At 64.3% G+C, this 22,530-nt stretch carries 20 protein-coding genes and 3 tRNA genes; 6 read left to right on the top strand and 17 right to left on the bottom strand.

Annotated elements, in window-relative coordinates:
- Positions 1–3: 3 nt before the first annotated feature.
- From C4S73_RS06835 to C4S73_RS06845, 3 genes are all read right to left on the bottom strand, one after another.
- A complete protein-coding gene (locus tag C4S73_RS06835; protein WP_103871703.1) occupies positions 4–606 on the bottom strand; it encodes an NADH-quinone oxidoreductase subunit C in 603 nt (200 codons plus the stop codon).
- Between the two features lie 9 nt (positions 607–615).
- Positions 616–1,200 (bottom strand): NuoB/complex I 20 kDa subunit family protein, encoded by a 585-nt coding sequence (locus tag C4S73_RS06840; RefSeq protein WP_103871704.1) that lies wholly within the window; start codon positions 1,198–1,200, stop codon positions 616–618.
- 66 nt (positions 1,201–1,266) lie between these two features.
- Positions 1,267–1,647 (bottom strand): NADH-quinone oxidoreductase subunit A, encoded by a 381-nt coding sequence (locus tag C4S73_RS06845; RefSeq protein WP_103871705.1) that lies wholly within the window; start codon positions 1,645–1,647, stop codon positions 1,267–1,269.
- A 417-nt stretch (positions 1,648–2,064) separates the two neighbouring features.
- Here C4S73_RS06845 and C4S73_RS06850 point away from each other — a divergent pair, with 417 nt between their 5' ends.
- The 3 genes from C4S73_RS06850 to C4S73_RS06860 all read left to right on the top strand — a co-directional run bounded on the left by C4S73_RS06850 (position 2,065) and on the right by C4S73_RS06860 (position 3,032).
- Positions 2,065–2,688, top strand: coding sequence for a YcbK family protein (locus C4S73_RS06850; RefSeq protein ID WP_103871706.1), 624 nt, complete (start codon positions 2,065–2,067; stop codon positions 2,686–2,688).
- Between the two features lie 80 nt (positions 2,689–2,768).
- A tRNA-Val gene (locus tag C4S73_RS06855) sits at positions 2,769–2,844 on the top strand.
- 111 nt (positions 2,845–2,955) lie between these two features.
- Positions 2,956–3,032: transfer RNA gene (locus C4S73_RS06860), tRNA-Asp, on the top strand.
- 386 nt (positions 3,033–3,418) lie between these two features.
- Here C4S73_RS06860 and C4S73_RS06865 read toward each other — a convergent pair.
- From C4S73_RS06865 to C4S73_RS06890, 6 genes are all read right to left on the bottom strand, one after another.
- The gene (locus C4S73_RS06865; protein ID WP_160115683.1) at positions 3,419–5,146 is read right to left on the bottom strand and encodes a methyl-accepting chemotaxis protein; all 1,728 of its coding nucleotides are present in this window, start codon (positions 5,144–5,146) and stop codon (positions 3,419–3,421) included.
- A 340-nt stretch (positions 5,147–5,486) separates the two neighbouring features.
- A complete protein-coding gene (gene lon, locus C4S73_RS06870) occupies positions 5,487–7,913 on the bottom strand; it encodes an endopeptidase La (protein WP_103871708.1) in 2,427 nt (808 codons plus the stop codon).
- Positions 7,914–8,269: 356 nt separating this feature from the next.
- Complete coding sequence (gene clpX / locus C4S73_RS06875; protein WP_103871709.1) at positions 8,270–9,538, bottom strand: ATP-dependent Clp protease ATP-binding subunit ClpX; 1,269 nt, start codon at positions 9,536–9,538, stop codon at positions 8,270–8,272.
- A gap of 274 nt (positions 9,539–9,812) precedes the next feature.
- Positions 9,813–10,436, bottom strand: coding sequence for an ATP-dependent Clp protease proteolytic subunit (locus tag C4S73_RS06880; protein ID WP_103871875.1), 624 nt, complete (start codon positions 10,434–10,436; stop codon positions 9,813–9,815).
- 167 nt (positions 10,437–10,603) lie between these two features.
- Positions 10,604–12,046 (bottom strand): trigger factor, encoded by a 1,443-nt coding sequence (gene tig / locus C4S73_RS06885; protein WP_103871710.1) that lies wholly within the window; start codon positions 12,044–12,046, stop codon positions 10,604–10,606.
- 142 nt (positions 12,047–12,188) lie between these two features.
- Positions 12,189–12,273 (bottom strand) — tRNA-Leu (locus tag C4S73_RS06890).
- A 190-nt stretch (positions 12,274–12,463) separates the two neighbouring features.
- Here C4S73_RS06890 and C4S73_RS06895 point away from each other — a divergent pair.
- On the top strand, positions 12,464–13,912 hold the full coding sequence (locus C4S73_RS06895; protein ID WP_103871876.1) for a multicopper oxidase family protein: 1,449 nt from the start codon (positions 12,464–12,466) through the stop codon (positions 13,910–13,912).
- A 199-nt stretch (positions 13,913–14,111) separates the two neighbouring features.
- On the opposite strand, the gene C4S73_RS06900 is transcribed toward C4S73_RS06895, so the two are convergent.
- Both C4S73_RS06900 and gnd read right to left on the bottom strand, forming a co-directional pair.
- Positions 14,112–14,639, bottom strand: coding sequence for a gluconokinase (locus tag C4S73_RS06900; RefSeq protein ID WP_244595471.1), 528 nt, complete (start codon positions 14,637–14,639; stop codon positions 14,112–14,114).
- A gap of 6 nt (positions 14,640–14,645) precedes the next feature.
- Positions 14,646–15,632 carry a phosphogluconate dehydrogenase (NAD(+)-dependent, decarboxylating) gene (gene gnd, locus C4S73_RS06905; RefSeq protein ID WP_103871711.1) on the bottom strand — a complete coding sequence of 329 codons (987 nt, stop codon included), beginning with the start codon at positions 15,630–15,632 and terminating at the stop codon, positions 14,646–14,648.
- A gap of 179 nt (positions 15,633–15,811) precedes the next feature.
- On the opposite strand from gnd, the gene C4S73_RS28870 reads away from it, so the two are divergent.
- Positions 15,812–15,937 (top strand): DUF2000 domain-containing protein, encoded by a 126-nt coding sequence (locus C4S73_RS28870; RefSeq protein ID WP_146071291.1) that lies wholly within the window; start codon positions 15,812–15,814, stop codon positions 15,935–15,937.
- Positions 15,938–15,950: 13 nt separating this feature from the next.
- On the opposite strand, the gene C4S73_RS06910 is transcribed toward C4S73_RS28870, so the two are convergent.
- On the bottom strand, positions 15,951–16,250 hold the full coding sequence (locus C4S73_RS06910; RefSeq protein ID WP_103871712.1) for a hypothetical protein: 300 nt from the start codon (positions 16,248–16,250) through the stop codon (positions 15,951–15,953).
- A 5-nt stretch (positions 16,251–16,255) separates the two neighbouring features.
- Complete coding sequence (locus C4S73_RS06915; protein WP_103871713.1) at positions 16,256–17,266, bottom strand: 1-aminocyclopropane-1-carboxylate deaminase; 1,011 nt, start codon at positions 17,264–17,266, stop codon at positions 16,256–16,258.
- A gap of 158 nt (positions 17,267–17,424) precedes the next feature.
- Here C4S73_RS06915 and C4S73_RS06920 point away from each other — a divergent pair, with 158 nt between their 5' ends.
- A complete protein-coding gene (locus C4S73_RS06920) occupies positions 17,425–17,889 on the top strand; it encodes an Lrp/AsnC family transcriptional regulator (protein WP_103871878.1) in 465 nt (154 codons plus the stop codon).
- 105 nt (positions 17,890–17,994) lie between these two features.
- Here the strand turns inward: C4S73_RS06920 and urtE are convergent, their stop codons facing one another.
- The 4 genes from urtE to urtB all read right to left on the bottom strand — a co-directional run bounded on the left by urtE (position 17,995) and on the right by urtB (position 22,397).
- Positions 17,995–18,690 (bottom strand): urea ABC transporter ATP-binding subunit UrtE, encoded by a 696-nt coding sequence (urtE, locus tag C4S73_RS06925; RefSeq protein WP_103871714.1) that lies wholly within the window; start codon positions 18,688–18,690, stop codon positions 17,995–17,997.
- A 196-nt stretch (positions 18,691–18,886) separates the two neighbouring features.
- Positions 18,887–19,648 carry an urea ABC transporter ATP-binding protein UrtD gene (gene urtD, locus C4S73_RS06930; RefSeq protein ID WP_103871715.1) on the bottom strand — a complete coding sequence of 254 codons (762 nt, stop codon included), beginning with the start codon at positions 19,646–19,648 and terminating at the stop codon, positions 18,887–18,889.
- Between the two features lie 20 nt (positions 19,649–19,668).
- Positions 19,669–20,808, bottom strand: a complete 1,140-nt coding sequence (urtC, locus tag C4S73_RS06935) for an urea ABC transporter permease subunit UrtC (RefSeq protein ID WP_103871716.1) — start codon at positions 20,806–20,808, stop codon at positions 19,669–19,671.
- Positions 20,805–22,397, bottom strand: coding sequence for an urea ABC transporter permease subunit UrtB (gene urtB / locus C4S73_RS06940; protein WP_103871717.1), 1,593 nt, complete (start codon positions 22,395–22,397; stop codon positions 20,805–20,807). The genes urtC and urtB overlap by 4 nt, the downstream gene beginning before the upstream one ends.
- Positions 22,398–22,530: the final 133 nt, after the last annotated feature.

The raw sequence follows: 22,530 nt of genomic DNA on the forward strand, positions 1-22,530 counted from the left end.
CGCTCAGCTCGCTTTCGCTTTCTCGTCGCCCGGCAGCACGTAGTCCGTGCCTTCCCAGGGCGAGAGGAAGTCGAAGTTGCGGAACTCCTGGCTCAGCTTCACCGGCTCGTAAACGACGCGCTTCTGCTCGTCGTCATAGCGAACCTCGACGAAGCCGGTCAGCGGGAAGTCCTTGCGCAGCGGATAGCCCTCGAAACCGTAATCGGTGAGGATGCGGCGCAGGTCGGGATGGCCGGAGAACAGGATGCCGTAGAAATCATAGGCCTCGCGCTCATACCAGTTCGCCGCGGGAAAAACCTCGATTACCGAGGGAACGGGCGTCGCCTCGTCGGTCTGGATCTTCACGCGGACGCGGTGGTTATGATGCGGCGCCAGCAGATGGTAGACGACGTCGAAGCGCTTCTCGCGCTCAGGATAGTCGGCGCCGGCGATGTCGGTGAAATTCACGAAGCGGAAGCGCTTGTCCTCGCGCAACGTCTTCAGAACCTCGACGATGGAAGCCGCCTCGGCATGAACGGTGAGTTCGCCGAAGGCAACCGCAGCATCCGTCACCGCGCCGGGCAACGCCGCCTTGATGTCTTCGCCGAGAGCAAGGAGATCGCTCATATCAGATCCTCAGCGCTCGATCGTGCCGGTGCGGCGGATTTTCTTCTGCAGCAGCAGCACGCCATAGAGCAGCGCTTCCGCAGTCGGCGGGCAGCCGGGCACATAGATGTCGATCGGCACGATGCGGTCGCAGCCGCGCACAACCGAATAGCTGTAGTGGTAGTAGCCGCCGCCATTGGCGCAGGAGCCCATCGAGATGACGTAGCGCGGCTCCGGCATCTGGTCGTAGACCTTGCGCAGCGCGGGAGCCATCTTGTTGGTCAACGTGCCCGCGACGATCATCACGTCCGACTGGCGCGGTGAGGCGCGCGGCGCGAAACCAAAGCGCTCGACATCGTAACGCGGCATCGAAAGCTGCATCATCTCGACCGCGCAGCAGGCCAACCCGAAGGTCATCCACATCAGCGACCCCGTGCGCGACCAGTTGATCAGGTCGTCGGTCGCGGTGACGAGGAAGCCCTTGTCGGCCAGCTCGTTATTGATGTCGGTGAAGAAGGGGTCGCGGTGGCCGACGGGCTGGCCGTCAGGGCCAAGCAGCCCCTTGGGCGCAGGCGCAACGAGCGGGTCGCCGCGATCGATCGCTGTGATTGCCATTCCAGATACCTCGTGAAGTCGTAGTCGTCAGATTAAGTCGCGAAGCGAAAGCCTGCGATCTGACGACTAGTCCCACTCCAGCGCGCCCTTGCGCCACTCATAGACAAAACCGACCGTGAGCACGCCGAGAAAGATCATCATCGAGCAGAAACCATACCAGCCGAGCCCGCCAAACGCGACGGCCCAGGGAAACAGGAAGGCGACCTCGAGATCGAAGATGATGAACAGGATCGCGACCAGATAGAACCGGACGTCGAACTTCATGCGCGCGTCGTCGAAAGCGTTGAAGCCGCATTCATAGGCCGAGAGCTTTTCCGCATCCGGCTTCGAATAGGCGATCGCGAAGGGGGCGATCAGCAGGGCCAGACCGATGACCGCCGCAACGCCGATGAAGATCACCAGCGGCAGATAGTCGGTCAGCAGAGAGGGTACTGGAAGTGCTTGCATGGTCGAACCCGCTTCAGGCGGCCGGCGACGGCGCGCTGGCTCAGTCGATTAGCCCTTGGATTAGAATGAAGCAAGACTCTGCCGCGTCGCACAATCGCGCGTCCGCGTTGAGCGCAGCGCAGGGATAGGCCCGTTTGCGGCCGATTAAGCCTCAGTCAGATCGACGACCAGATCGACCTGGCCCGATATTTACAGCATATCGTGGAATTTCAGACTCGCCGAATCCCTGCGCGACGCACGACACTGCACGAATCGGCCTCTCGCGGCGAGAGGTCGCACTTTGGGGAAAGGCGCCACCATGGATCTGCGTCCCAGGCGCTCCGCTGTCATGCGACGATCTATCGTCGCGCTATTTCGGCCTCCCCTCGCCGACACTCCGTATCGCCCCTTCTGCTTGCAAGCCGCGGCTCTCTGAGCGTGCCGCTCCGCTTGCGAACCGCGCCGCTGCTGGCGCTTGTCTGCCTTTTGCAGGTCGCCAGTGCCTCTGCGCAGGACGGGCAGACCGTGCGCGCGCCGCTGCCGCCGCAGCGCCCGTTCGATCTCGACCTGCTCGGCAGCCCCACTTTGCCGCCGATCATCGTCCCGCCCGCCGCGGCGATTCCGGACAGCCCGACGCCCGGCACGATCGAAACGGCCACTTCGGAACCCGATGAGGGCGAAGGGCCGGAATGGCCCACGCTCACGCCCGGCCAGAAGGCCGGCGCCGAACCGGCTTTCGACCCGAACGAGAAGGCCGAAAGCCCGGGCATCTCGACCGATCCGGGCACATCGATCGCGTGCCTGCCATCGCGGCTCAAACTCATTCTCGTCAAGATCGCCGACAAATACGGCGCGGTGAAAGTGACCTCGACCTGGCGGCCGCCCTGGCGCGCCCGGCGCGGCTCCTATCACAAGCGCTGCGAGGCGATGGATTTCCGCGTGCCCGGCGTTCGTCCGCGCGTCGTGCTGGAATGGGCGCGCGCGCTGCCCGACGTCGGCGGGCACAAGGTCTACTGGAACGGCCTTATCCACATCGACACCGGCCCGCGACGCCCCTGGTAGGGCCGGCAGCGGCATCAGCGTGGAATCATCTGCCGCGAGGCTTGAAGGAGCGGCGGCAAGGCCTTAAACCGGCTGCGCAAGGGCGGTTAGCTCAGTTGGTAGAGCATCTCGTTTACACCGAGAGGGTCGGCGGTTCGAGCCCGTCACCGCCCACCAGACGAGGATAATGGTGAAGCTTCAAATTACTGTCGCTGACGTGCTTGACACTTCGAGCCGATCCCCATAATCCCAACACCGCTGAGGGCCGAGGCCTTCAGCGCGCCCTGCGCGGGCGTAGCTCAGTTGGTTAGAGTGCCGGCCTGTCACGCCGGAGGTCGCGGGTTCGAGCCCCGTCGCCCGCGCCATTAAAATCAAATACATAGCGAAGAATCCGTACCGCCCGTCACAGTCGACGGGCCGAGTGCGTTGCGCGTCGATGCGGGCTTTGTTCTCCGCGACCGCCTCGGTCGAAGCGAGGCGTGACTGGCTTCCCGAACCGCTCCAGCAACCGTCTACTTTCGCCGGAAAAGACCCTTTTCGCTTCCCTCGACGGCAGCAGGAATGCACGGTCGAGCCCGCTGAGATGTCCCCATTTTGGGAATCTTTTTGCTCCCATTACTGATGGCGCTGCCCAGACTCGATTCGTCGCCTGATTTTGATCGTCACGTCGGCAACTCGAAAGTCCTTTGGCGCGATTGACCGCGAAGTCCTTGCGCTGGAAATTGCGGCGAATCGCCGTCAGGTCAGGCCCTCAAAGCGCCGTCAGTTCGCCGGAGAAGGCCGCGGCGCGGCGTCCGAGCATCTGGACGGACTGATCGACGCGCTGCGAGGCTTCGTCCAGCGCCTGTGCGCTCTGCTGCGTCGAGCTGGCCTCCGCCCTGATCTCGTCGAGGGTTTTGAGCAGCGAGCGCGCCTCGTCGAAGACGATGCGGAGATGCAGGCCGACATCGCTGGATACGCGGACATGCTCCTTCAGCCGGCGACTGAGCTGCTCGGCCGTTTCGCCATCATCCGCCAGGCCGGCCATGATTGCAGTGATCGATCCCGCGACATCCCCGGCCGTCGTCTGGATCGCGTCGATTCGGCCGGCGATATCGGCGGTCGCCGCCGCCGTTCGGCTGGCGAGCTGCTTCACTTCGGCAGCCACGACGGCAAACCCCCTGCCCGCATCGCCCGCCCGCGCCGCTTCGATGGTCGCGTTCAAGGCCAGAAGATTGGTCTGCCCGGCGACATCGCGGATCATCCCGATGACATCGCCGATGCGCGAAGCGTCGTCGACCAGCCGCTGCATCAGCGCATCCGTCTCGCCTGAGCGCCGGATGGCGTCCTCGGCGCGGCGCGTCGTGGTGTCGAGATGGCTCTCGACCTCGCCGACCGCAACGATGACGCTCTCGGTCCGCAGCAGCACGTTGGAGCCGGCTGCGTCGAGCCGGTTCGCCTGTTCCTCGGCACGGGCGACGATATCGGTGCTCGCCACCGACAATGTCGTCATCTCCCGGACAGCCCCTCGGATCGCCAGCGACGAGCTCTCGACCTCGCGCCGAACCTGCTGCAGCTCCTGCTCGAACTCGGCTGCGAAGTCCTCCAGCCTGACTGCGCGCTCGATTCGCTTCTGCGCCTCGCACGACGCCGTCTGCTGCGAGGCCAGGCCCTGCTGGCGCTGTCGTTTCAGCACCGTCAAGGCGCGCGCGACGATGCCGAGCTCGTCACGCCGCCGAACATGGGGAATCGTCAGGTCGAGCTTGTCCTCAGCCAGCCCCTCGATCGCGCCTGCCAACCCCCGCAGCGGCACGACCACCCGCATCGTCACGGCGAGCATGACCAGCAGCAGCACAAGCGCCGCCAGGGCAGCTCCAACCGTCAGGCGCAGCGCGATATCGCGCGCCTCGGCCGTGATGGCGGCTAGCGGCTGCCTGAGCTCGATCATGCCGCGTACGTCGCCGACCTTCCAGCCGCGCATCGGCGATTGCGCATGAGTGTTGTGGCAATTCACGCAGCTCTGGCTCATCCGGTCGGCAATGGCGACCCGCAGCACCGAATTCTCGCCTGAACCTTCGATCCGGCTGAAGGCGGCTTCCGATTTATCCGACAGGGCACGCCAGGCATCGGCCTGAAATCCGTCAAAGCTCGGGCGGTCTTTCCGGTTGGGCCATGGGAAAGGGCTGATGAGCCGAATCTCATTGCCGCCCGCCTGCAATTGCGCCGTGAAATCGAGAATGAAAGTGGTGGGAACCGGAATCGTGCGCGCCTTGTCGCGGTGATCGGCCTGCGCCCCGACATCGCTCGCGCCGGCGATCTTGGCGATGACATGGTCCGAATAGAAGCTGCGCAGGGCCAGCATCTGCTCAGCTGCCGCAATGGCGCGCTCGCGCGCCGACTTCGTCTCCACGGCGATGATCGATTGCGGAACGTACAGCGAAATCGCGACGAGAAGGATCGCGCTGACCAGGAGGATGGGAAGGATGATCGACCAGCGCAAGGAGTGCAAACCAAGCCGCGCGACGCGATCAGCCCCCGATATCGGATTTACTTCGCCGGCAACACTCTGAAATTGCATAATCGACAACCACCACTCCATACTCAGAGCGGCATAATCTTGTTTTGTATTTAAAATTCCGTAGCGTCACTCTCCGAAAAATGACGCTGAGCCGGGCTGTTTGCCACTCTATCCGCTATTAAAACCTGTACTTGGCCCAAGCCTTGCTGCGAGATGCGCCATGGCCGGTTTTGCGACCCGCTGCCGCCGGCTGCGGAATTGCCGAAAAAAAGGCCGCCGGGCGAACCCGGCGGCCTTGCTGTTGTGGCTTTGCGTCGCAGGGTCAGTGCGCGACCAGACCCGCTGCATCGTCGTCCGCGACCGGATGAGCCGGCGTCGGCAGGGTCTCTTCCCAGACGATCGGAACCGGCTGGCGCGTCAGCGCGTGCTGCAGCACCTGCTCCATCCGCGAGACCGGGACGATCTCCATGCCCTCCTTCACCGACTTGGGCAGGTCGACCAGATCCTTGGCGTTGTCCTCCGGGATCAGCACCTTCTTGATGCCGCCGCGCAGGGCCGCCAGGAGCTTCTCCTTGAGGCCGCCGATCGGCAGCACCCTGCCCCGCAATGTGACTTCACCGGTCATGGCGAGGTCGCGCCGCGTTGGGATGCCGGTCAGGATCGAGACGATGGTCGTAGCCATCGCGATACCGGCCGAAGGGCCGTCCTTGGGGGTCGCCCCTTCGGGAACGTGGACGTGGATGTCGCGGCGATCGAACAAGGGCGGCTCGATGCCGAAATCGATGGCGCGCGAGCGGACATAGGACGCCGCCGCCGAAATCGATTCCTTCATCACGTCCTTGAGGTTGCCCGTGACGGTCATCTTGCCCTTGCCGGGCATCATGACGCCTTCGATCGTCAGCAACTCGCCGCCGACCTCGGTCCAGGCCAGGCCGGTGACGACACCAACCTGATCCTCGGTCTCCGCCATGCCATAGCGATAGCGCGGCGGGCCGAGATACTCTTCCAGCACCGGGGTGGTGACGGCGACCTTCTTCTTCTTCGTCAGGACGATGTCCTTCACAGCCTTGCGGACCGTGTTGGACAGCTCACGCTCGAGGTTGCGGACGCCCGCCTCCCGCGTATAGCGGCGGACCAGCGTCATCAGCGCCTCGTCGTCGATCGACCATTCCTTGGATTCGAGACCGTGCTTCTTGATCGCGTTCGGGATCAGGTGACGCCGTGCGATCTCGGTCTTCTCGTCTTCGGTGTAGCCGGCGATGCGAATCACCTCCATCCGGTCCAGCAGGGCCGGCGGGATGTTCAGCGTGTTGGCCGTCGTCACGAACATCACGTTCGACAGATCGTAGTCGACCTCAAGATAATGGTCGTTGAAGGTGCCGTTCTGCTCGGGATCGAGCACCTCCAGCAGGGCAGCCGAGGGGTCGCCACGGAAGTCCTGTCCCATCTTGTCGATCTCGTCGAGCAGGATGAGCGGGTTGGAGGTCTTGGCCTTCTTCATCGACTGGATGATCTTGCCGGGCATCGAGCCGATATAGGTGCGCCGATGTCCGCGGATCTCGGCCTCGTCACGCACGCCGCCGAGCGACATGCGCACGAACTCACGGCCGGTCGCCTTGGCGATCGACTTGCCGAGCGAGGTCTTGCCGACACCGGGAGGGCCGACGAGGCACAGGATCGGGCCGGCGAGCTTGTTCGTCCGCTGCTGCACTGCGAGATATTCGACGATCCGGTCCTTGACCTTGTCGAGACCGAAATGATCGTCATCAAGGACCGCCTGGGCCGCGTTGAGGTCCTTCTTGATCTTGGACCGCTTGTTCCAGGGAATGCCGAGCATCCAGTCGAGATAGTTGCGCACGACCGTCGCCTCGGCAGACATCGGCGACATCTGGCGCAGCTTCTTCATCTCCGCGACGGCCTTGTCACGGGCCTCCTTGGAGAGCTTCGTGCGGGCGATGCGCTCTTCCAGCTCGGCCAGCTCGTCACGGCCTTCCTCGCCGTCGCCCAGCTCCTTCTGGATCGCCTTCATCTGCTCGTTGAGGTAGTACTCGCGCTGGGTCTTCTCCATCTGGCGCTTGACGCGCGAGCGGATGCGCTTCTCGACCTGAAGCACCGACATCTCGCTTTCCATCAGCGAGAGGACCTTCTCCAGCCGATGCGCGACCTGGGTGATCTCGAGCACCGCCTGGCGGTCGGCGATCTTGACCGCCAGATGCGAGGCCACGGTATCGGCGAGCTTGGAGGGCTCCTCGATCTGCGAGACCGCGGCGACGACCTCGGGCGAGATCTTCTTGTTGAGCTTCACATAGCTCTCGAACTCGCTGACGACCGAACGACCGAGCGCCTCGACCTCGACCTTCTTGCCGTCTTCCTCGGCAAGGCCGACGGCCTCTGCCTGATAGAAGGCCTCATCGGCGACATAGGCCGTCGCCTTGGCGCGGCCGACGCCCTCGACCAGCACCTTCACGGTGGAATCGGGCAGCTTCAGCAATTGCAGCACGCGCGCGAGCGTGCCGATCTCGTAGATGTCCTTGGTCTCCGGATCGTCGTCGCCGGCGTTCTTCTGCGTGGCGAGCAGGATCAGACCATCGGTCTTGACCACCTCTTCGAGCGCGCGGATCGACTTCTCGCGGCCGACGAAGAGCGGGACGATCATATGAGGGAATACGACGATGTCGCGCAGGGGGAGCACCGGATAAAGACCGGTCTCACCAGAAACGAAAGGAGCGCGGGGCGCCGAGCCAGTCATGACTTTTCCTTTGTGGTTGCGCCCGGCGGACCCCCAAGATGGGCGGAGCGATCGGACGTACGCGACCGGAGCGACCATTCACTCCGTCCGCCCTCGCGCATCGCACCCTCAACAGGCGTGCGACTCTCGCGAGTGCACCTAAAGTGGAGACTTCCTCGCCGGCTTTCAAGCGAGGCATCCGAGGGAGTTCCGGATAACCAACGCATGAAGTCGTGGGAGGATCGGCTCCAGCTTCGTGGCATTATGCTCCAACCGGCCCGTTGCAAGGTGGCACAGTCGGTGCGCTACGTTCCTCAAGACGCAAAACGCGCGCCAAGAGGGCGCGCGTTTGCGATTTAAAGCTGTGGATGACGAGATCAGGCCGAGGCCGACTTCGCCTCATCCTCGCGCTCCGAATAGATGAAGAGCGGACGCGACTTGGTTTCGACGGCCTCCGGTCCGATCACGACCTGCTCGACGCCTTCGAGACCCGGCAGCTCGTACATGGTCTCGAGCAGGATGCTCTCCATGATCGAACGCAGGCCGCGCGCACCGGTCTTCCGGTCGATCGCCTTGCGCGCGATCAGGCTGACGGCCTCATCGGTGAAGGTGAGCTCGGTATCCTCCATCTCGAACAGGCGCTGATACTGCTTGACCAGAGCGTTCTTCGGCTCGGTCAGGATGGTCTTCAGCGCGGCTTCGTCGAGATCCTCCAGCGTCGCCAGAACGGGCAGACGGCCGACGAATTCCGGGATCAGGCCGAATTTCAGCAGATCCTCGGGCTCGACCTCGCGGAAGATCGCGCCGGCGCGGCGGTCGTCGGGGCCCTTCACCGTCGCGCCGAAACCGATCGAGGTCCCCTTGCCACGGCTGGAGATGATCTTGTCCAGCCCGGCGAAGGCGCCGCCGCAGATGAACAGGATGTTGGTGGTGTCGACCTGCAGAAATTCCTGCTGGGGATGCTTGCGCCCGCCCTGCGGCGGCACGGAGGCGACGGTGCCTTCCATGATCTTGAGCAGGGCCTGCTGCACGCCCTCGCCCGAGACGTCCCGGGTGATCGAGGGATTGTCCGACTTGCGGCTGATCTTGTCGATCTCGTCGATATAGACGATGCCGCGCTGCGCCCGCTCGACATTGTAATCGGAGGCCTGGAGCAGCTTGAGGATGATGTTCTCGACATCCTCGCCGACATAACCGGCTTCGGTCAGCGTCGTGGCGTCGGCCATCGTGAACGGCACGTCGAGGATGCGGGCGAGCGTCTGCGCGAGCAGCGTCTTGCCCGAGCCCGTCGGCCCGATCAGCAGGATGTTCGACTTGGCGAGCTCGACGTCATTGTGCTTCGAGGCGTGGGACAACCGCTTGTAATGGTTGTGGACCGCGACCGAGAGCACCTTCTTGGCGTGCTCCTGGCCAATGACGTAGTCGTCCAGGACCTTGCGGATCTCCTTGGGAGTCGGCACGCCGTCCTTCGACTTCACCAGCGCGGACTTCGATTCCTCGCGGATGATGTCCATGCAGAGCTCGACGCATTCGTCGCAGATGAACACGGTCGGGCCCGCAATAAGCTTGCGAACCTCGTGCTGGCTCTTGCCGCAGAAGGAGCAATAGAGCGTGCTCTTTGAATCGCCGCTGCTGACCTTACTCATCGTCCATCTCCATTCTCGGAGCCGGAGACCACATCAGCCGGGGCGGATGCAACCGTCGTCTCATCGTCATAATAGGCGCTTCAGATCACGATCATTAGGTTAACGCTCCGTTCCGGCACATCCGGACATTGAAGCTGACCCAAAACCGGATCGCTGTGGAGCGCCTGACCGCTCATCCGATTCCCCATGCAAACATGAGGCCGGTACCCTTGCAATATGGGAGCTTGAGAACGTCAAGCCAACCCACAGGATCGGGACCGCTAGTCGCAGCCACTCAGACCACGGCTTCCTCGGCGCGCTTGTCGATGACCTTGTCGATCAATCCGAAGTCGCGCGCCTGCTCGGCCGTCATGAAATTATCACGCTCGAGCGCAGCTTCCACCTCGGCGTAGCTGCGGCCGGTGTGGTTGACGTAAATCTCGTTCAGCCGGCGCTTCAGGCTCTCGACCTCGCGGGCGTGAATCAGGATATCGGTGACCTGACCCTGGAAGCCGCCTGAAGGCTGATGCACCATGATACGGGCGTTGGGCAGGGCAAAGCGCATGTCCTTGGCGCCCGCCGTCAGCAACAACGATCCCATAGACGCAGCCTGGCCCACACACAATGTCGTGACCGGGCAGCGGATGAACTGCATCGTGTCATAAATCGAAAGGCCAGAGGTCACCACGCCGCCCGGCGAGTTGATGTAGAAGGAAATCTCCTTCTTGGGGTTCTCGGCCTCGAGGAACAAAAGCTGTGCCACGATCAGCGACGCCGAATAATCCTCGACCGGTCCGGTCAGGAAGATGATCCGCTCGCGCAGCAGGCGCGAATAAATGTCGAACGCCCGCTCGCCGCGGCTGGACTGCTCGACCACCATCGGGACGAGATTGTTATAGGTCTCGATCGGATCGCGCAGCATGGGCATGTCCTTGGATGGCTTGCGCCGATAAACGGCGATGTTTCGAATCAGCGGCTGTCTTGAGAAGACATCCACATAAGCACGGCAAAGGCGGCTGAAAAGAGAAGCGCCGCCCAGCTGGCAGCCAGGCGGCGTGTTTGTTGCCGTTAAGGTTGCCGCGAGGCTCAGGCAGAGGCGTCGTCGGCCGTCTCGTCGGCTTTGGCTTCGGCCTTCTTGGCCTTCTTGGCAGCCTTCTTCGGCTTCGCCTCGGCGGTCGCCTCGTCGGCGTCCTCGTCAGCGTAGAGCGCCTCGCGCGAAACGGTCTGGTCGTCCACCTTCACCTGCTCGAGCAGGTGGTCGACGACCTTCTCCTCGAAGATCGGAGCGCGGATCTCGGCGAGCGCCTGCGGGTTCTTGCGATAGAACTCCCAGACCTGCTTCTCCTGACCGGGGAACTGGCGGGCGCGCTCGACCAGGGCCTGCGTCACTTCGTCATCCGAGATCTGGACCTTGGCCTGCTCGCCGATCTCGGCCAGCACGAGGCCGAGACGAACGCGACGCTCCGCGATCTTGCGATAGTCGGCCTTGGCGGCCTCCTCGGTCGTGTCCTCGTCCTCGAAGGACTTCTTGGCTTCCCTCATGTCCGTCTCGACCTGGCTCCAGACGCTGGCGAACTCCTGTTCGACCAGGGTCGGGGGCAGCTCGAAGCTGTACTTGCCGTCGAGCGCGTCGAGCAGGCTCTTCTTGAGCTTGCGGCGCGACTGCTGGCCGAAATCGCGGCCGATCTGGTCGCGAATCGCGGTCTTCAGCGCATCGAGCGATTCCATGCCGAAGGACTTGGCGAGCTCGTCGTCGATCTTGACGGGCTCGGGAGCCTGAACCTCGGTGACCGTAACCTCGAACTCGGCCGGCTTACCGGCGAGATGGGTGGCGGTGTAGTTCTCGGGGAAGGTGACCTTGACGGTGCGCGTCTCGCCCGCCTTGGCGCCCTCGAGCTGCTCCTCGAAACCGGGGATGAACTGGCCGGCGCCGAGATCGAGCGGAATACCCTCGCCCGTGCCGCCGTCGAAGGGCTTGCCTTCGAGCGTGCCGACGAAGGAGATCATCAGGCGGTCGCCGCTGGCGGCCTTGGCCTTCTCGCCCTTGTTGGCGAAGGTGCGGTTCTGCGAGGCCATGCGCTCCAGCGCCTGGTCGACATCGCTGTCGGGCACTTCGGCGACGGGCTTGGTCAGCGAGATGTCCGAGAGATCGGCGAGCTCGATCTTGGGCAGGACTTCGAGCGCGACGGTGAAGGCGAGATCGCCCTTGGCCTCCATCGCGGCCTCGATCTCGTCCTTGTTCTCGGGGAAGCGGATCTGCGGCTCGAAAGCGAGCTTCAGGCCGTTATCCGTGACGATCTTCTGGTTGGCTTCGTTGACCGCGTTCTGCAGCACATCGGACATGACCGAGCGGCCATAGAGACGGCGCAGATGCTCGACCGGCACCTTGCCGGGGCGGAAGCCGTTGATCTTGGCCTTGCCTTGCAGGCCCTGGAGGCCATCATCGAGCCTGGTTTTGAGGTCGGCGGCGTTGAGCACCACCTGAAACTCGCGCTTGAGGCCCTGCGACAGGGTTTCGGTCACGTTCATCGTTCTGATCCGCCAACAGCTCGTTACTTCAATGTCCAAAGCGCGACGCCGGGTGACCGCCGCCGCGCTCGCGAAATCCATGTTTCTTCAGCTAACGCTTCCCGCGCCACGACGACAAGGTCATGATGCGATGCACGCTTGCTGGTGCGGGCGGAGGGACTCGAACCCCCACGACTTTCGCCGCTGGTACCTAAAACCAGTGCGTCTACCAATTCCGCCACGCCCGCCGGCCCGATAGCGCTGCACGCGAGCAAACGCAGCGCGGCCATCGTTGGGCCGCGGTGCTATACGCATTTCGGCCGCGCCATGCAGCAAAAAAATGACGGTTCTGCAAAGGTGCCTTGCCAACGCGGCCCTGGACGGTCGCCGGAGCACCACCTCTCGCCAGACGACGCGGCACCGATTATGCCGGTCGCCATGAGCGATCTTCCTCCGGAACACCCTGCCCTCGCGACGCGCCGCTCGGTGCTTGCCGGCCTCACGGCGACAGCAGTCCTTCTGCCTGCGGGCGGACGGGCGCAGCAGGCCGCGCCCGCCAGGCCGTCTGCAAACGAGCCTCCCCTCGAGCCTGCCCTGCGGACGCTGACGGCAGCGCCGGCCAAGGCGCGCCTTCGTCCAACGCCGGCTCCCGAGACCGAAATCTGGGCGTTCGATGGCACCACGCCCGGCCCCGCCTTGCGAATCAAACAGGGCGAAACCCTGCGCGTGAAGCTGGAGAACAAGACTGCAAATCCACTCTCGCTGCATTGGCACGGGCTGCGCGGCGAGGCGGCGATGGATGGCGTCGGCGGCTTCAGCCAGCCTCCCGTCGCTCCCGGCGAGAGCTTCGAATACCGGCTGCGCCCGTCTGAATCCGGCACGATCCTGTATCGCCCCTTCGTCATAGGCGGCTCTTCCGAACCCGCCGGACGCGGGCTCGGCGGTATACTCGTCGTCGAAGAGCCCGAACCGCCGGTGGTCGACCTCGATCTGCCGGTGCTCGTCACGGACTGGCTGCTTGGAGACGATCACGTCATTCGGCCATTCGTGACGGCAAGTCCCGAAAGCGCTGCCGCCGGCCGGCTCGGGAGCTGGGTCACCGTCAACGGCGGGTCGCCGCCGCAGCGCGTAGCGGTCGCGCCCGGCGCCCGCGTCAGGCTGCGGCTGGCGAATGGCTGCAACGCGCGGATCATGCGGCTGCGTTTCGATGGGGTGAAAGCCGTCGTCATCGCAGTCGACGGCCAGCCGACGGATTCCTTCGAGCCCGTGCGCTCGCAGCTGCCCTTCGCGCCGGGCTCGCGCTACGACCTGATCGTCGACATGCCGGAAGAGGCGGGCGCGACGGCCATGGTCACCGCGCTGGTCGGCTCCGGCGTGCCTCTGGTCAGGCTCGTCACCGAGGGCGGGAGGAAGCCCGCCGCGACTGCGCCGGCCGCCCTGAAAGCCAACCCGTCCTTGCCGGCTGCCGTACGCATGCAGGACGCGCTGAGGCCTGAGATCGTGATCGAGGGCGGCGCAAAGGCCGGGCCCGATCAGAAGCTCGATCTTTCCGGCCTCGATCTCGAACGGCCCTGGCGGATCAATGGCGGCGTTGGCGCGGTCGGGTCAAAGCCGCTGTTCAGCGCCAGGCGCGGCACCCCGATCGTGCTCGCCATCGAGAACAAGACGGCGTTCTTCCAGCCGATGCACGTGCACGGGCACTGCTTCCGCCTGCTGCATCCGCTCGACGATGGCTGGGAGCCCTATTTCCTCGACACCGTGCAGATTCCCGACGGCAAGCGCCTGCACGTTGCCTTCATCGCCGAGAATCCCGGCCGATGGCTGATCTCCTCGACCGTGCTGGAACGCTTTGACCTTGGCCTGTGGAGCTGGTTCGAGGTGACTTGACCCCGTCATTGGCCATCGGAAACACGCCGTCATTCCGGGGCGACCCACAGGTCGAGCCCCGAACCCAGAAGCGCGGATGGTGACTGACCGAGCGCGGCCGACGACGAGGCCCGATGCCCGGCTTCATTGGTTCTGGGTTCCGGGCTCTACGCTTCGCGTAGCCCCGGAATGACGGCGTGTTTCTGCCGTCAAGCCTCCATCAGACGAGGCCCAGTTCCCTCAGCACTTCGCGCTGGATCTCATCCTTGGGCAGGTCGACGGGCACGACCAAGGGAAGCTCGTCGTCGCCCGGCTCCTCCAGCGTGGCGAACTGGCTGTCCAGCAGCGCGGGCGGCATGAAGTGATGCTGCCGTGCCGCCATCCGTTCGCCGATCAGCGCGCGCGAGCCCTTGAGATAGACCAGTGCCACATCGGGCCGGTCTCCGACTATGACGCGGCGATAGGCCCGCTTCAGCGCCGAGCAGGTGACGATGCCGTGCTCGCCCTTGGCGCGAAGCTCGTCGATCCATGCGGCGATCGCCGCGAGCCAGGGCTTGCGGTCCTCGTCGTTCAACGGCGTGCCGCCCGCCATCTTGGCGACGTTCTCCGGCGGATGGAACGAATCGGCGTCCCGGAACGGCCAGCCCAGATGCGCGGCGAGGCGCTCGCCCAGCGAGGTCTTGCCCGAGCTGGCGACGCCCATGACGACGATGACCGCCGGCTTGCGGCCCTTTTGCTGCAGGGTCACGACGCGTCAGACCGGCTTCTTGGGCTCGACATGCCCCCCGAAGCCAGCCCGCATGGCCGACAGCACCTTCTCGGCAAAGGTATGGTCCTTGCGCGAGCGGAAGCGGGTGTAGAGCGAGGAGGTCAGCACTTCGGCCGGCGTCGCAGTCTCGATGGCAGCCTGCACGGTCCAGCGCCCCTCGCCCGAATCGGACACGGTGCCGGAATAGGCCGACAGGTCCTCATCGGCGGCGAGTGCCTCCGCCGTCAGGTCGAGCAGCCAGGAGGTGACGACCGAGCCGCGCCGCCAGACCTCGGAAATCTCGGCAACGTCGAAGTCGAAGCCATATTCCGGCGGCAGGCCTTCCTTGGCCGAGGCATTGCGCAACAGGTCGAACCCCTCCGCGAAAGCCTGCATCATGCCGTATTCGATGCCGTTATGGACCATCTTGACGAAGTGCCCGGCGCCATTGGGCCCGCAATGCAGATAGCCCTCCTCGCTGCGCGGATTGCGGCCATCGCGATGGCGGGTCGGCTGGATATCGCCCTTGCCGGGAGCCAGCGCCTTCAGGAGCGGGTCGAGCCGTTCGACGGTTCCCTTGTCGCCACCGATCATCAGGCAATAGCCGCGATCGAGCCCATGGACGCCGCCGCTGGTGCCGATGTCGAGATAATGCAGCCCCTTGGCGGCGAGTTCCTGCCCGCGCCGGACATCGTCCTTCCAGAAGGCGTTGCCGCCATCGATCAGCGTGTCACCGGGAGAGACCAGCGCGGACAACTCAGCGAGCGTCTTCTCGGTGATCTCGCCGGCGGGCAGCATCACCCAGATCGCGCGCGGTGCCTTGAGCTTCGCGACCATGTCCTTGAGGTCGGCCGCAACGAGCGCGTCCTCGCCGGCCAGCGCGGCGCCGGGTTTGGGATCGCGGTCATAGACGACGCATTCGTGACCGGCCTGCATCAGGCGGCGTACGATATTGGCTCCCATACGGCCAAAGCCGATCATTCCAAGCTGCATAGCCACTCAAGTCCTTGCTCGGCCCGGAACGCCTGAGGCGGCTCGGCCTTGCCCCAGTTCATGCCCCGCCGGGACGCGTCCGGCAAGCCGGCGCAACATTGGCGGCAGGCATGGCAGCCATTCGCTGCAGGTCCCGCCAGCGCCCCGGAGGCGCGCCCCTACACGCTTTGCGACCGGCAATGATGTGGACAACCGAGCCAGTCACGGCAGTGCCGACGGCGGAGCCGAACCTTGTCGGCATGGCGATCCACCCGGAGAGCAAGGAGGCCGACAAGACCACCAAAGGGCTCAAGCTGCACGGCTGAGGCGGCGGCGGGCCTACGGAAACATCACCGCCAGCGGCTCGATCGACCAGACCGGCTCGACGCGCAACAGGCGCATCTCGACCGCTTTCGGAAAGGCCGGGTCGCTCGTCCAGCGCTGCATGATCGCCTTCGCCGTCTGCGCGCTGCGGAAACCGAGCGCGATGACTTCAGCGGTGCGAATGTCGTCGCGCTCGGTCCCGACGAAACTGAGCCGGGCATCCCCGCTCAGGGAGAGAGGAGCGATGCGGTCGAGCAGGCAGGACCGCACGCCCGACGCGCCCGACGCGAACTCCAGGAAGACGACGGCCTCCATGACGCTCAGCCGTTGCGGAAGGTGTAGCTGTAGCCGTTGATCGCGGGCACACCACCGAGATGGGCATAGAGTACCTTCGACCCTTCAGGAAAAAAGCCTTTCCGGACCAGATCGATCATGCCCTGCATCGATTTCCCCTCATAGACCGGGTCGGTCATCATGCCTTCGAGCCGCGCGGACAGCCGGATCGCCTCGATCGTCTCCTTGGAAGGCACGCCGTAGACGGGATAGGCGTAGTCCTCGTTCAGGACGATATCGTCGTCGGCGATATCCTTGCCACCGATCAGGGCCGAGGTGTTGCGCGCGATCTCAAGGACCTGGGCGCGCGTCTGGGCCGGCGTTGCCGAGGCATCGATGCCGATGACATTGCGCTGGCGTCCGTCCTTGGCGAAGCCGACCACCATGCCGGCATGGGTCGAGCCCGTCACGGTGCAGACCACGATAAAGTCGAACTTGAAGCCCAGATCGGCCTCCTGCGCCCTGACCTCCTCGGCGAAAGCGACATAGCCGAGGCCGCCGAACTTGTGGACCGAGGCGCCGGCCGGGATCGCGTAGGGCTTGCCGCCCCTCGCCTTCACATCCTCCAGCGCCTTTTCCCAGCTTGCGCGGATTCCGATGTCGAACCCTTCATCCACCAGCTGGACTTCGGCGCCCATGACCCGCGACATCAGGATGTTGCCGACGCGGTCATAGACGGCATCCTCATGCGGCACCCAGCTCTCCTGGATGAGCCGGCATTTCATCCCGATCTTCGCGGCCGTCGCCGCCACCATGCGGGTGTGGTTCGACTGCACGCCACCGATGGAGACCAGCGTATCGGCGCCGCTGGCGATCGCGTCGGGCACGATATATTCGAGCTTGCGCAGCTTGTTGCCACCGAAGGCCAGCCCGGAATTGCAATCCTCGCGTTTTGCAAAGATTTCGACCTGGCCGCCGAGATGCGCCGAAAGGCGCTCCAGTTTCTCGATTGGCGAAGGACCGAACGTCAGCGGATAGCGATCAAATTTCGTCAGCATGGCAGCCTCGTTTCCGTGCGAATTACGGCCCCGAAACTACCTTTCAAGCGCTGAAACGTCCTCTCAAAGATCGAGCTTCTTTAGCGCTCAGCTTCCGCCTATGGTCGCCAAATCAGATTCTGACCTCATAATTTTACATCGAAATGGAAGAATCTTCCATGCGTGCCGAACTCGACAAAACCGACATGAAAATTCTTCGCCTGCTGCAGGCGGACGGGCGGCTGGGTAATGCCGAGATCGCCAAGCGCGTGAACACCAGCCCGGCTACCTGCCATCGCCGGATTCAGCGCCTTTTCACCGAAGGCTATGTCACTTCGGTGCGGGCACAGATCTCGCCTGCCCTCGTCGAGATGGGCACGCTGGCCTTCGTCGGCGTGGTGCTCGATCGATCGACGCCCGAGAGTTTCGGCGATTTCGAGGCCGCCATCCGGAACATGCCCGTCGTCCTCGACTGCCACATCGTTGCGGGCGATTTCGACTACATCCTCAAGATCCGGGTTCGCGATATGGCGGACTTCAACAAACTGCATGCCGACAAGCTGATCGCGCTGCCCGGCGTCAGGCAGACACGGACCTTCTTCGTGATGAAGGAGGTCGTCGATAACGCTCCGCTGGCGTTTTGAGCGGTGGCACGCGGTTGGACCAACCGTCATGAGCATCTCAGGCCAAGAAGAGCTGGTTGAAGAGATGCTCGGGTCAAGCCCGAGCATGACGAGCTGAGCCGCATCTCATACCTGGATCAGGCGCTGAACCTGATTGGCGTCGAGATCCTTCATCTGTCCGGAGAGCACGACCTCACCACGATCCATCACGAACATCGTATCGGCGAGATCGCGGGCGAAATCGAAATATTGCTCGACCAGCACGATCGCCATGTCGCCCTTCTGGCGGAGATAGTCGATCGCGCGGCCGATATCCTTGATGACCGAAGGCTGAATGCCCTCGGTCGGCTCGTCGAGCACCAGCAGTTTGGGCCGGGTGACCAACGCTCGCGCTATGGCGAGCTGCTGTTGTTGGCCACCCGAGAGGTCTCCGCCGCGCCGGCCCAGCATGGACTTGAGCACGGGGAAAAGGTCGAAGAGTTCGTCGGGGACGTAGCGGTCCCTGCGCTTTAGCGGCGCGTAACCGGTTTCCAGATTTTCCTTCACCGAGAGCAGCGGGAAGACCTCCCGGCCCTGCGGCACATAGGCGATGCCGGCCCGCGCGCGATCCTCGCTGCGCAGCTTCGAGATGTCCTCTCCGGAGAAACTGATCCTGCCGCTGCTGATCGCCTGATGGCCGACGATGGCGCGCATCAGCGTGGTCTTCCCGACGCCGTTGCGACCCATGACGCAGGTGACCTTGCCGATTTCGGCGGCAACCGAGACGCGGCGCAGCGCCTGGGCGGCACCGTAATGCAGATCGATGGCGTCGACGCTCAGCATGTGGTCGGCCCCACCCCGGACATGAGATCACTCGGAAACACACCGTCATCCTGGCCGGAGCGAGGCGGAGTGCCGGGATCCATCGGAGGGCTCGGGAGCGCTACGACGGATCCCGGATCTGCGCCGCTTCGCGGCTTGTCCAGGATGACGGCGCGGTTTGAAGATCGGTCGGTGCCAGCAGAACGAGCCATCCTCATCATCGTCCCAGATACACTTCGACGACGCGCTCGTTGGCGCTGACCTGATCGAGCGGGCCTTCTGCCAGCACCGAACCTTCATGAAGCACCGTGACCTTCACCCCGAGCTCCCGGATGAAGCCCATGTCGTGCTCGACCACGATCACCGAGTGATCCCTGGCGATTTCCTTGAGCAGCACGGCCGTCTCGGCAGTCTCGCCGTCGGTCATGCCGGCTGCGGGTTCATCGACCAGCAGGAGCTTGGGGTCCTGAGCCAGCAGCATGCCGATCTCGAGCCACTGCTTCTGGCCATGCGAGAGCGAGCCGGCGAGCCGGGCCCGGGCATCGCCGAGCTTGATGACGCCGAGAATGTGGTCGATGCGCTTCTGGTCGGCATTGGCCGTCTTCCAGAACAAGGTCCGGCGCACCGTGCGCTTCGATTTCAGCGCAAGCAGGATATTGTCCTCGATCGTATGAAAATCGAACACAGTCGGCTTCTGGAACTTGCGGCCGATGCCGAGATTGGCGATCGCGGCCTCGTCGAGCCTGGTCAGATCGACCGAGCCGCCAAACATCACCGTGCCCGCATCGGGCCGGGTCTTGCCGGTGATGATATCCATCATCGTGGTCTTGCCGGCGCCATTGGGGCCGATGATGGCGCGCATCTCGCCGGGCGCGATCACGAGCGACAGGCCGCGAATGGCCTTGAAACCGTCGAAGGAAACGCTGACGCCGTCGAGATACAGCAGCGAGGAGGTCAGGGTCGGCGTGGAGGTGCTCATGAGGGCGGTGCTCATCGCGCTCACTCCGCCGGAGCCGGTTCGGCCGTGGCGACAGGCTCGGGCTTGCGACGCTTGCTCCACCAGTCCTGCGCGGTTCCCAGAATGCCCTTGGGCATGAACAGGGTCACGAGGACGAAGAGTGCTCCGAGCGCAAACAGCCAGTAAGGCGCCATGAAGCCGGAGGTGAAGACGGTCTTGGCGTAGTTGACCACGACCGCGCCCAGCGCCGCGCCGACCAGCGTTCCGCGCCCGCCGACGGCGACCCAGATGACGGTTTCGATCGAGTTCGCAGGCGCGAACTCGCTGGGGTTGATGATGCCGACCTGCGGCACATAGAGCGCCCCGGCGACGCCGGCCATGCAGGCCGAAACGGTGAAGACGAAGAGCTTGAAGCGGTCGACCCTGTAGCCGAGGAATCGCGTGCGCGACTCGGCATCGCGGATCGCGATGACGACCTTGCCGAGCTTCGAGACCACAATGCCGCGCGCAATCAGGAAGCCGGCGATCAGCATGATGCAGGTCATCGCGAAGAGCGCCGCGCGCGTCGTCTGCGCCTGCACGTTGAAGCCGAGAATGTCCTTGAAATCGGTCAGGCCATTATTGCCGCCGAAGCCCATGTCGTTGCGGAAAAACGCCAGCAGCAGCGCATAGGTCAGCGCCTGCGTGATGATCGAGAGATAGACGCCGGTGACCCGGCTGCGGAAAGCGAACCAGCCGAAAACGAAGGCGAGCAGCCCCGGCACCGCCAGCACCATCAGCATGGCGAAGGGAAAGGAGGAGAAGCCGTACCAGTACCAGGGAAGCTCGCTCCAGTTCAGGAAGACCATGAAATCGGGCAGGATCGGATTGCCATAGGTCCCGCGCGAACCGATCTGGCGCATCAGATACATGCCCATCGCGTAGCCGCCGAGCGCGAAGAAGGCGCCGTGGCCGAGGCTGAGGATTCCGCAGTAACCCCAGACAAGGTCGAGCGAAATCGCCAGCAGGGCATAGCAGAGATATTTGCCCCACAACGACATCGTCGAAGTCGGAACGTGGAAAAGCGAGCCCGGCGGCAGCAACAGATTGGCGAGCGGCACGAGGACGGCGATAGCCGCGATCAGGCACAGGAAAACCAGCCCGCGCTTGTCCATGCCCTGGATGAGGAAGCGCGTGATCATGCTTCCACCGCCCTGCCCTTGAGCGCGAACAGGCCGCGCGGGCGCTTCTGAATGAAGAGGATGATGAAGACGAGCAGCGCGATCTTGCCCAGCACCGCGCCGGCATAGGGTTCGAGCAGCTTGTTGGCGATACCGAGCGTCAGCGCGCCGACCAGCGTGCCCCAGAGATTGCCGACGCCACCGAAGACCACGACCATGAACGAGTCGATGATGTAGCTCTGGCCGAGATTGGGGCTGACATTGTCGATCTGCGACAGCGCGACGCCGGCGAGCCCCGCGACGCCCGAGCCGAGCCCGAAGGTCAGCGCATCGACGCGGCCTGTGCGGATGCCCATGGCCGAGGCCATGCGGCGGTTCTGGGTGACGGCGCGCATCTGCAGGCCGATCGGAGTGAGCTTCAGAATCGCCAGCAGGGCTGCGAACACCAGCGCCGCGAAGACGATGATCCAGAGCCGGTTCCAGGTGATGGCGAGCCCGCCGAGTTCGAAGGCGCCGGACATGAAATTGGGCGCGCCGACCTCGCGGTTGGTGGGCCCAAACGCAGTGCGCACCGCCTGCTGCAGGATCAGGCTGATGCCCCAGGTCGCCAGCAGCGTCTCAAGCGGCCGGCCATAAAGAAAGCGGATCACGCCGCGTTCGATGGCGATGCCGACGAGGCCGGCGACCAGGAAGGCCAGCGGCAGCGCAATCGCCAGCGAATAGTCGAACAGACCGGGAAAGCGGGCGCGGATCACCTCCTGCACGATGAAGGTGGTGTAGGCCCCCAGCATCACCATCTCGCCATGGGCCATGTTGATCACGCCCATCACCCCGAAGGTGATCGCCAGACCGATGGCGGCCAGCAGCAGAACCGAGCCGAGCGAAAGCCCGTACCAGAGGTTCTGAACCGTGCGCCACAGCGCCAGCTTGCCCTCGATATCGGCGACCGCCCGCGCCTGCGCATCCTTGAGTGCCGGCGAGGCGTCGCCCGGCAGCGAGCGCAGGGTGGCCAGCGCGTCCTGGTCGCCGCGCTCGCGCAGCACGTCCACGGCAGCCAACCGGTCGAAGGGCGGCGCATCGGTCTTGGCGATCAGGATCGCGGCCTGGGCCTGGCGCAGGGCGGCCTTGGCCCGCGTGTCGGTCTCCCGGCTTATCGCGGTCTCGATCACCGGAAGCAGGCTGACATCGCGCGATTTGAAGACGGCCTCGGCCGCGGCGATGCGCTTGGCCGTATCGGGATTGAGCAGGCCGAGCCCGCCGAGCGCAGCCTGGATGTTGCGGCGAACACCATTGTTGAGACGCACGGGGTTCAAGCCCGGCGGCTCCGAAGCAAGCGCGGCGCCGGTCCTGGCGTCCAGCAGCTTGCCGTCCTTGGTCTTCACGACGACCGCGCCGCCGCCTGCCAGAAGCCTGCCCTCGGCGAGCGCCTCGATGATCACGGCAGCCTGGGGATGGGCGCCCGCGATCAGGAGCTCGATGGCGCGATTGGTGTCGGAGAAACTGTCGGCACCGAGCCTGGTGAAGGCCTCATCGGCGCTCTGGGCGCGTGCAGCACCGGCAGAAAGCGCAACCGCCAGGATGAGAGCAATCATGCGTAGCAAACGGGTCATTGAGCGCTTTTCGTCCGGCCTGTTGCTGAACCTCAGCCCTCATCCTGAGGAGCAGCCTTCAGGCTGCGTCTCGAAGGATGTTCCAGCGGGAACGGGAGCATCCTTCGAGACGCCGCTTCGCGGCTCCTCAGGA

The sequence above is a fragment of the Allobosea lathyri genome (assembly GCF_900108245.1).
GTDB classification, from domain to species: Bacteria; Pseudomonadota; Alphaproteobacteria; order Rhizobiales; family Beijerinckiaceae; genus Allobosea; species Allobosea lathyri.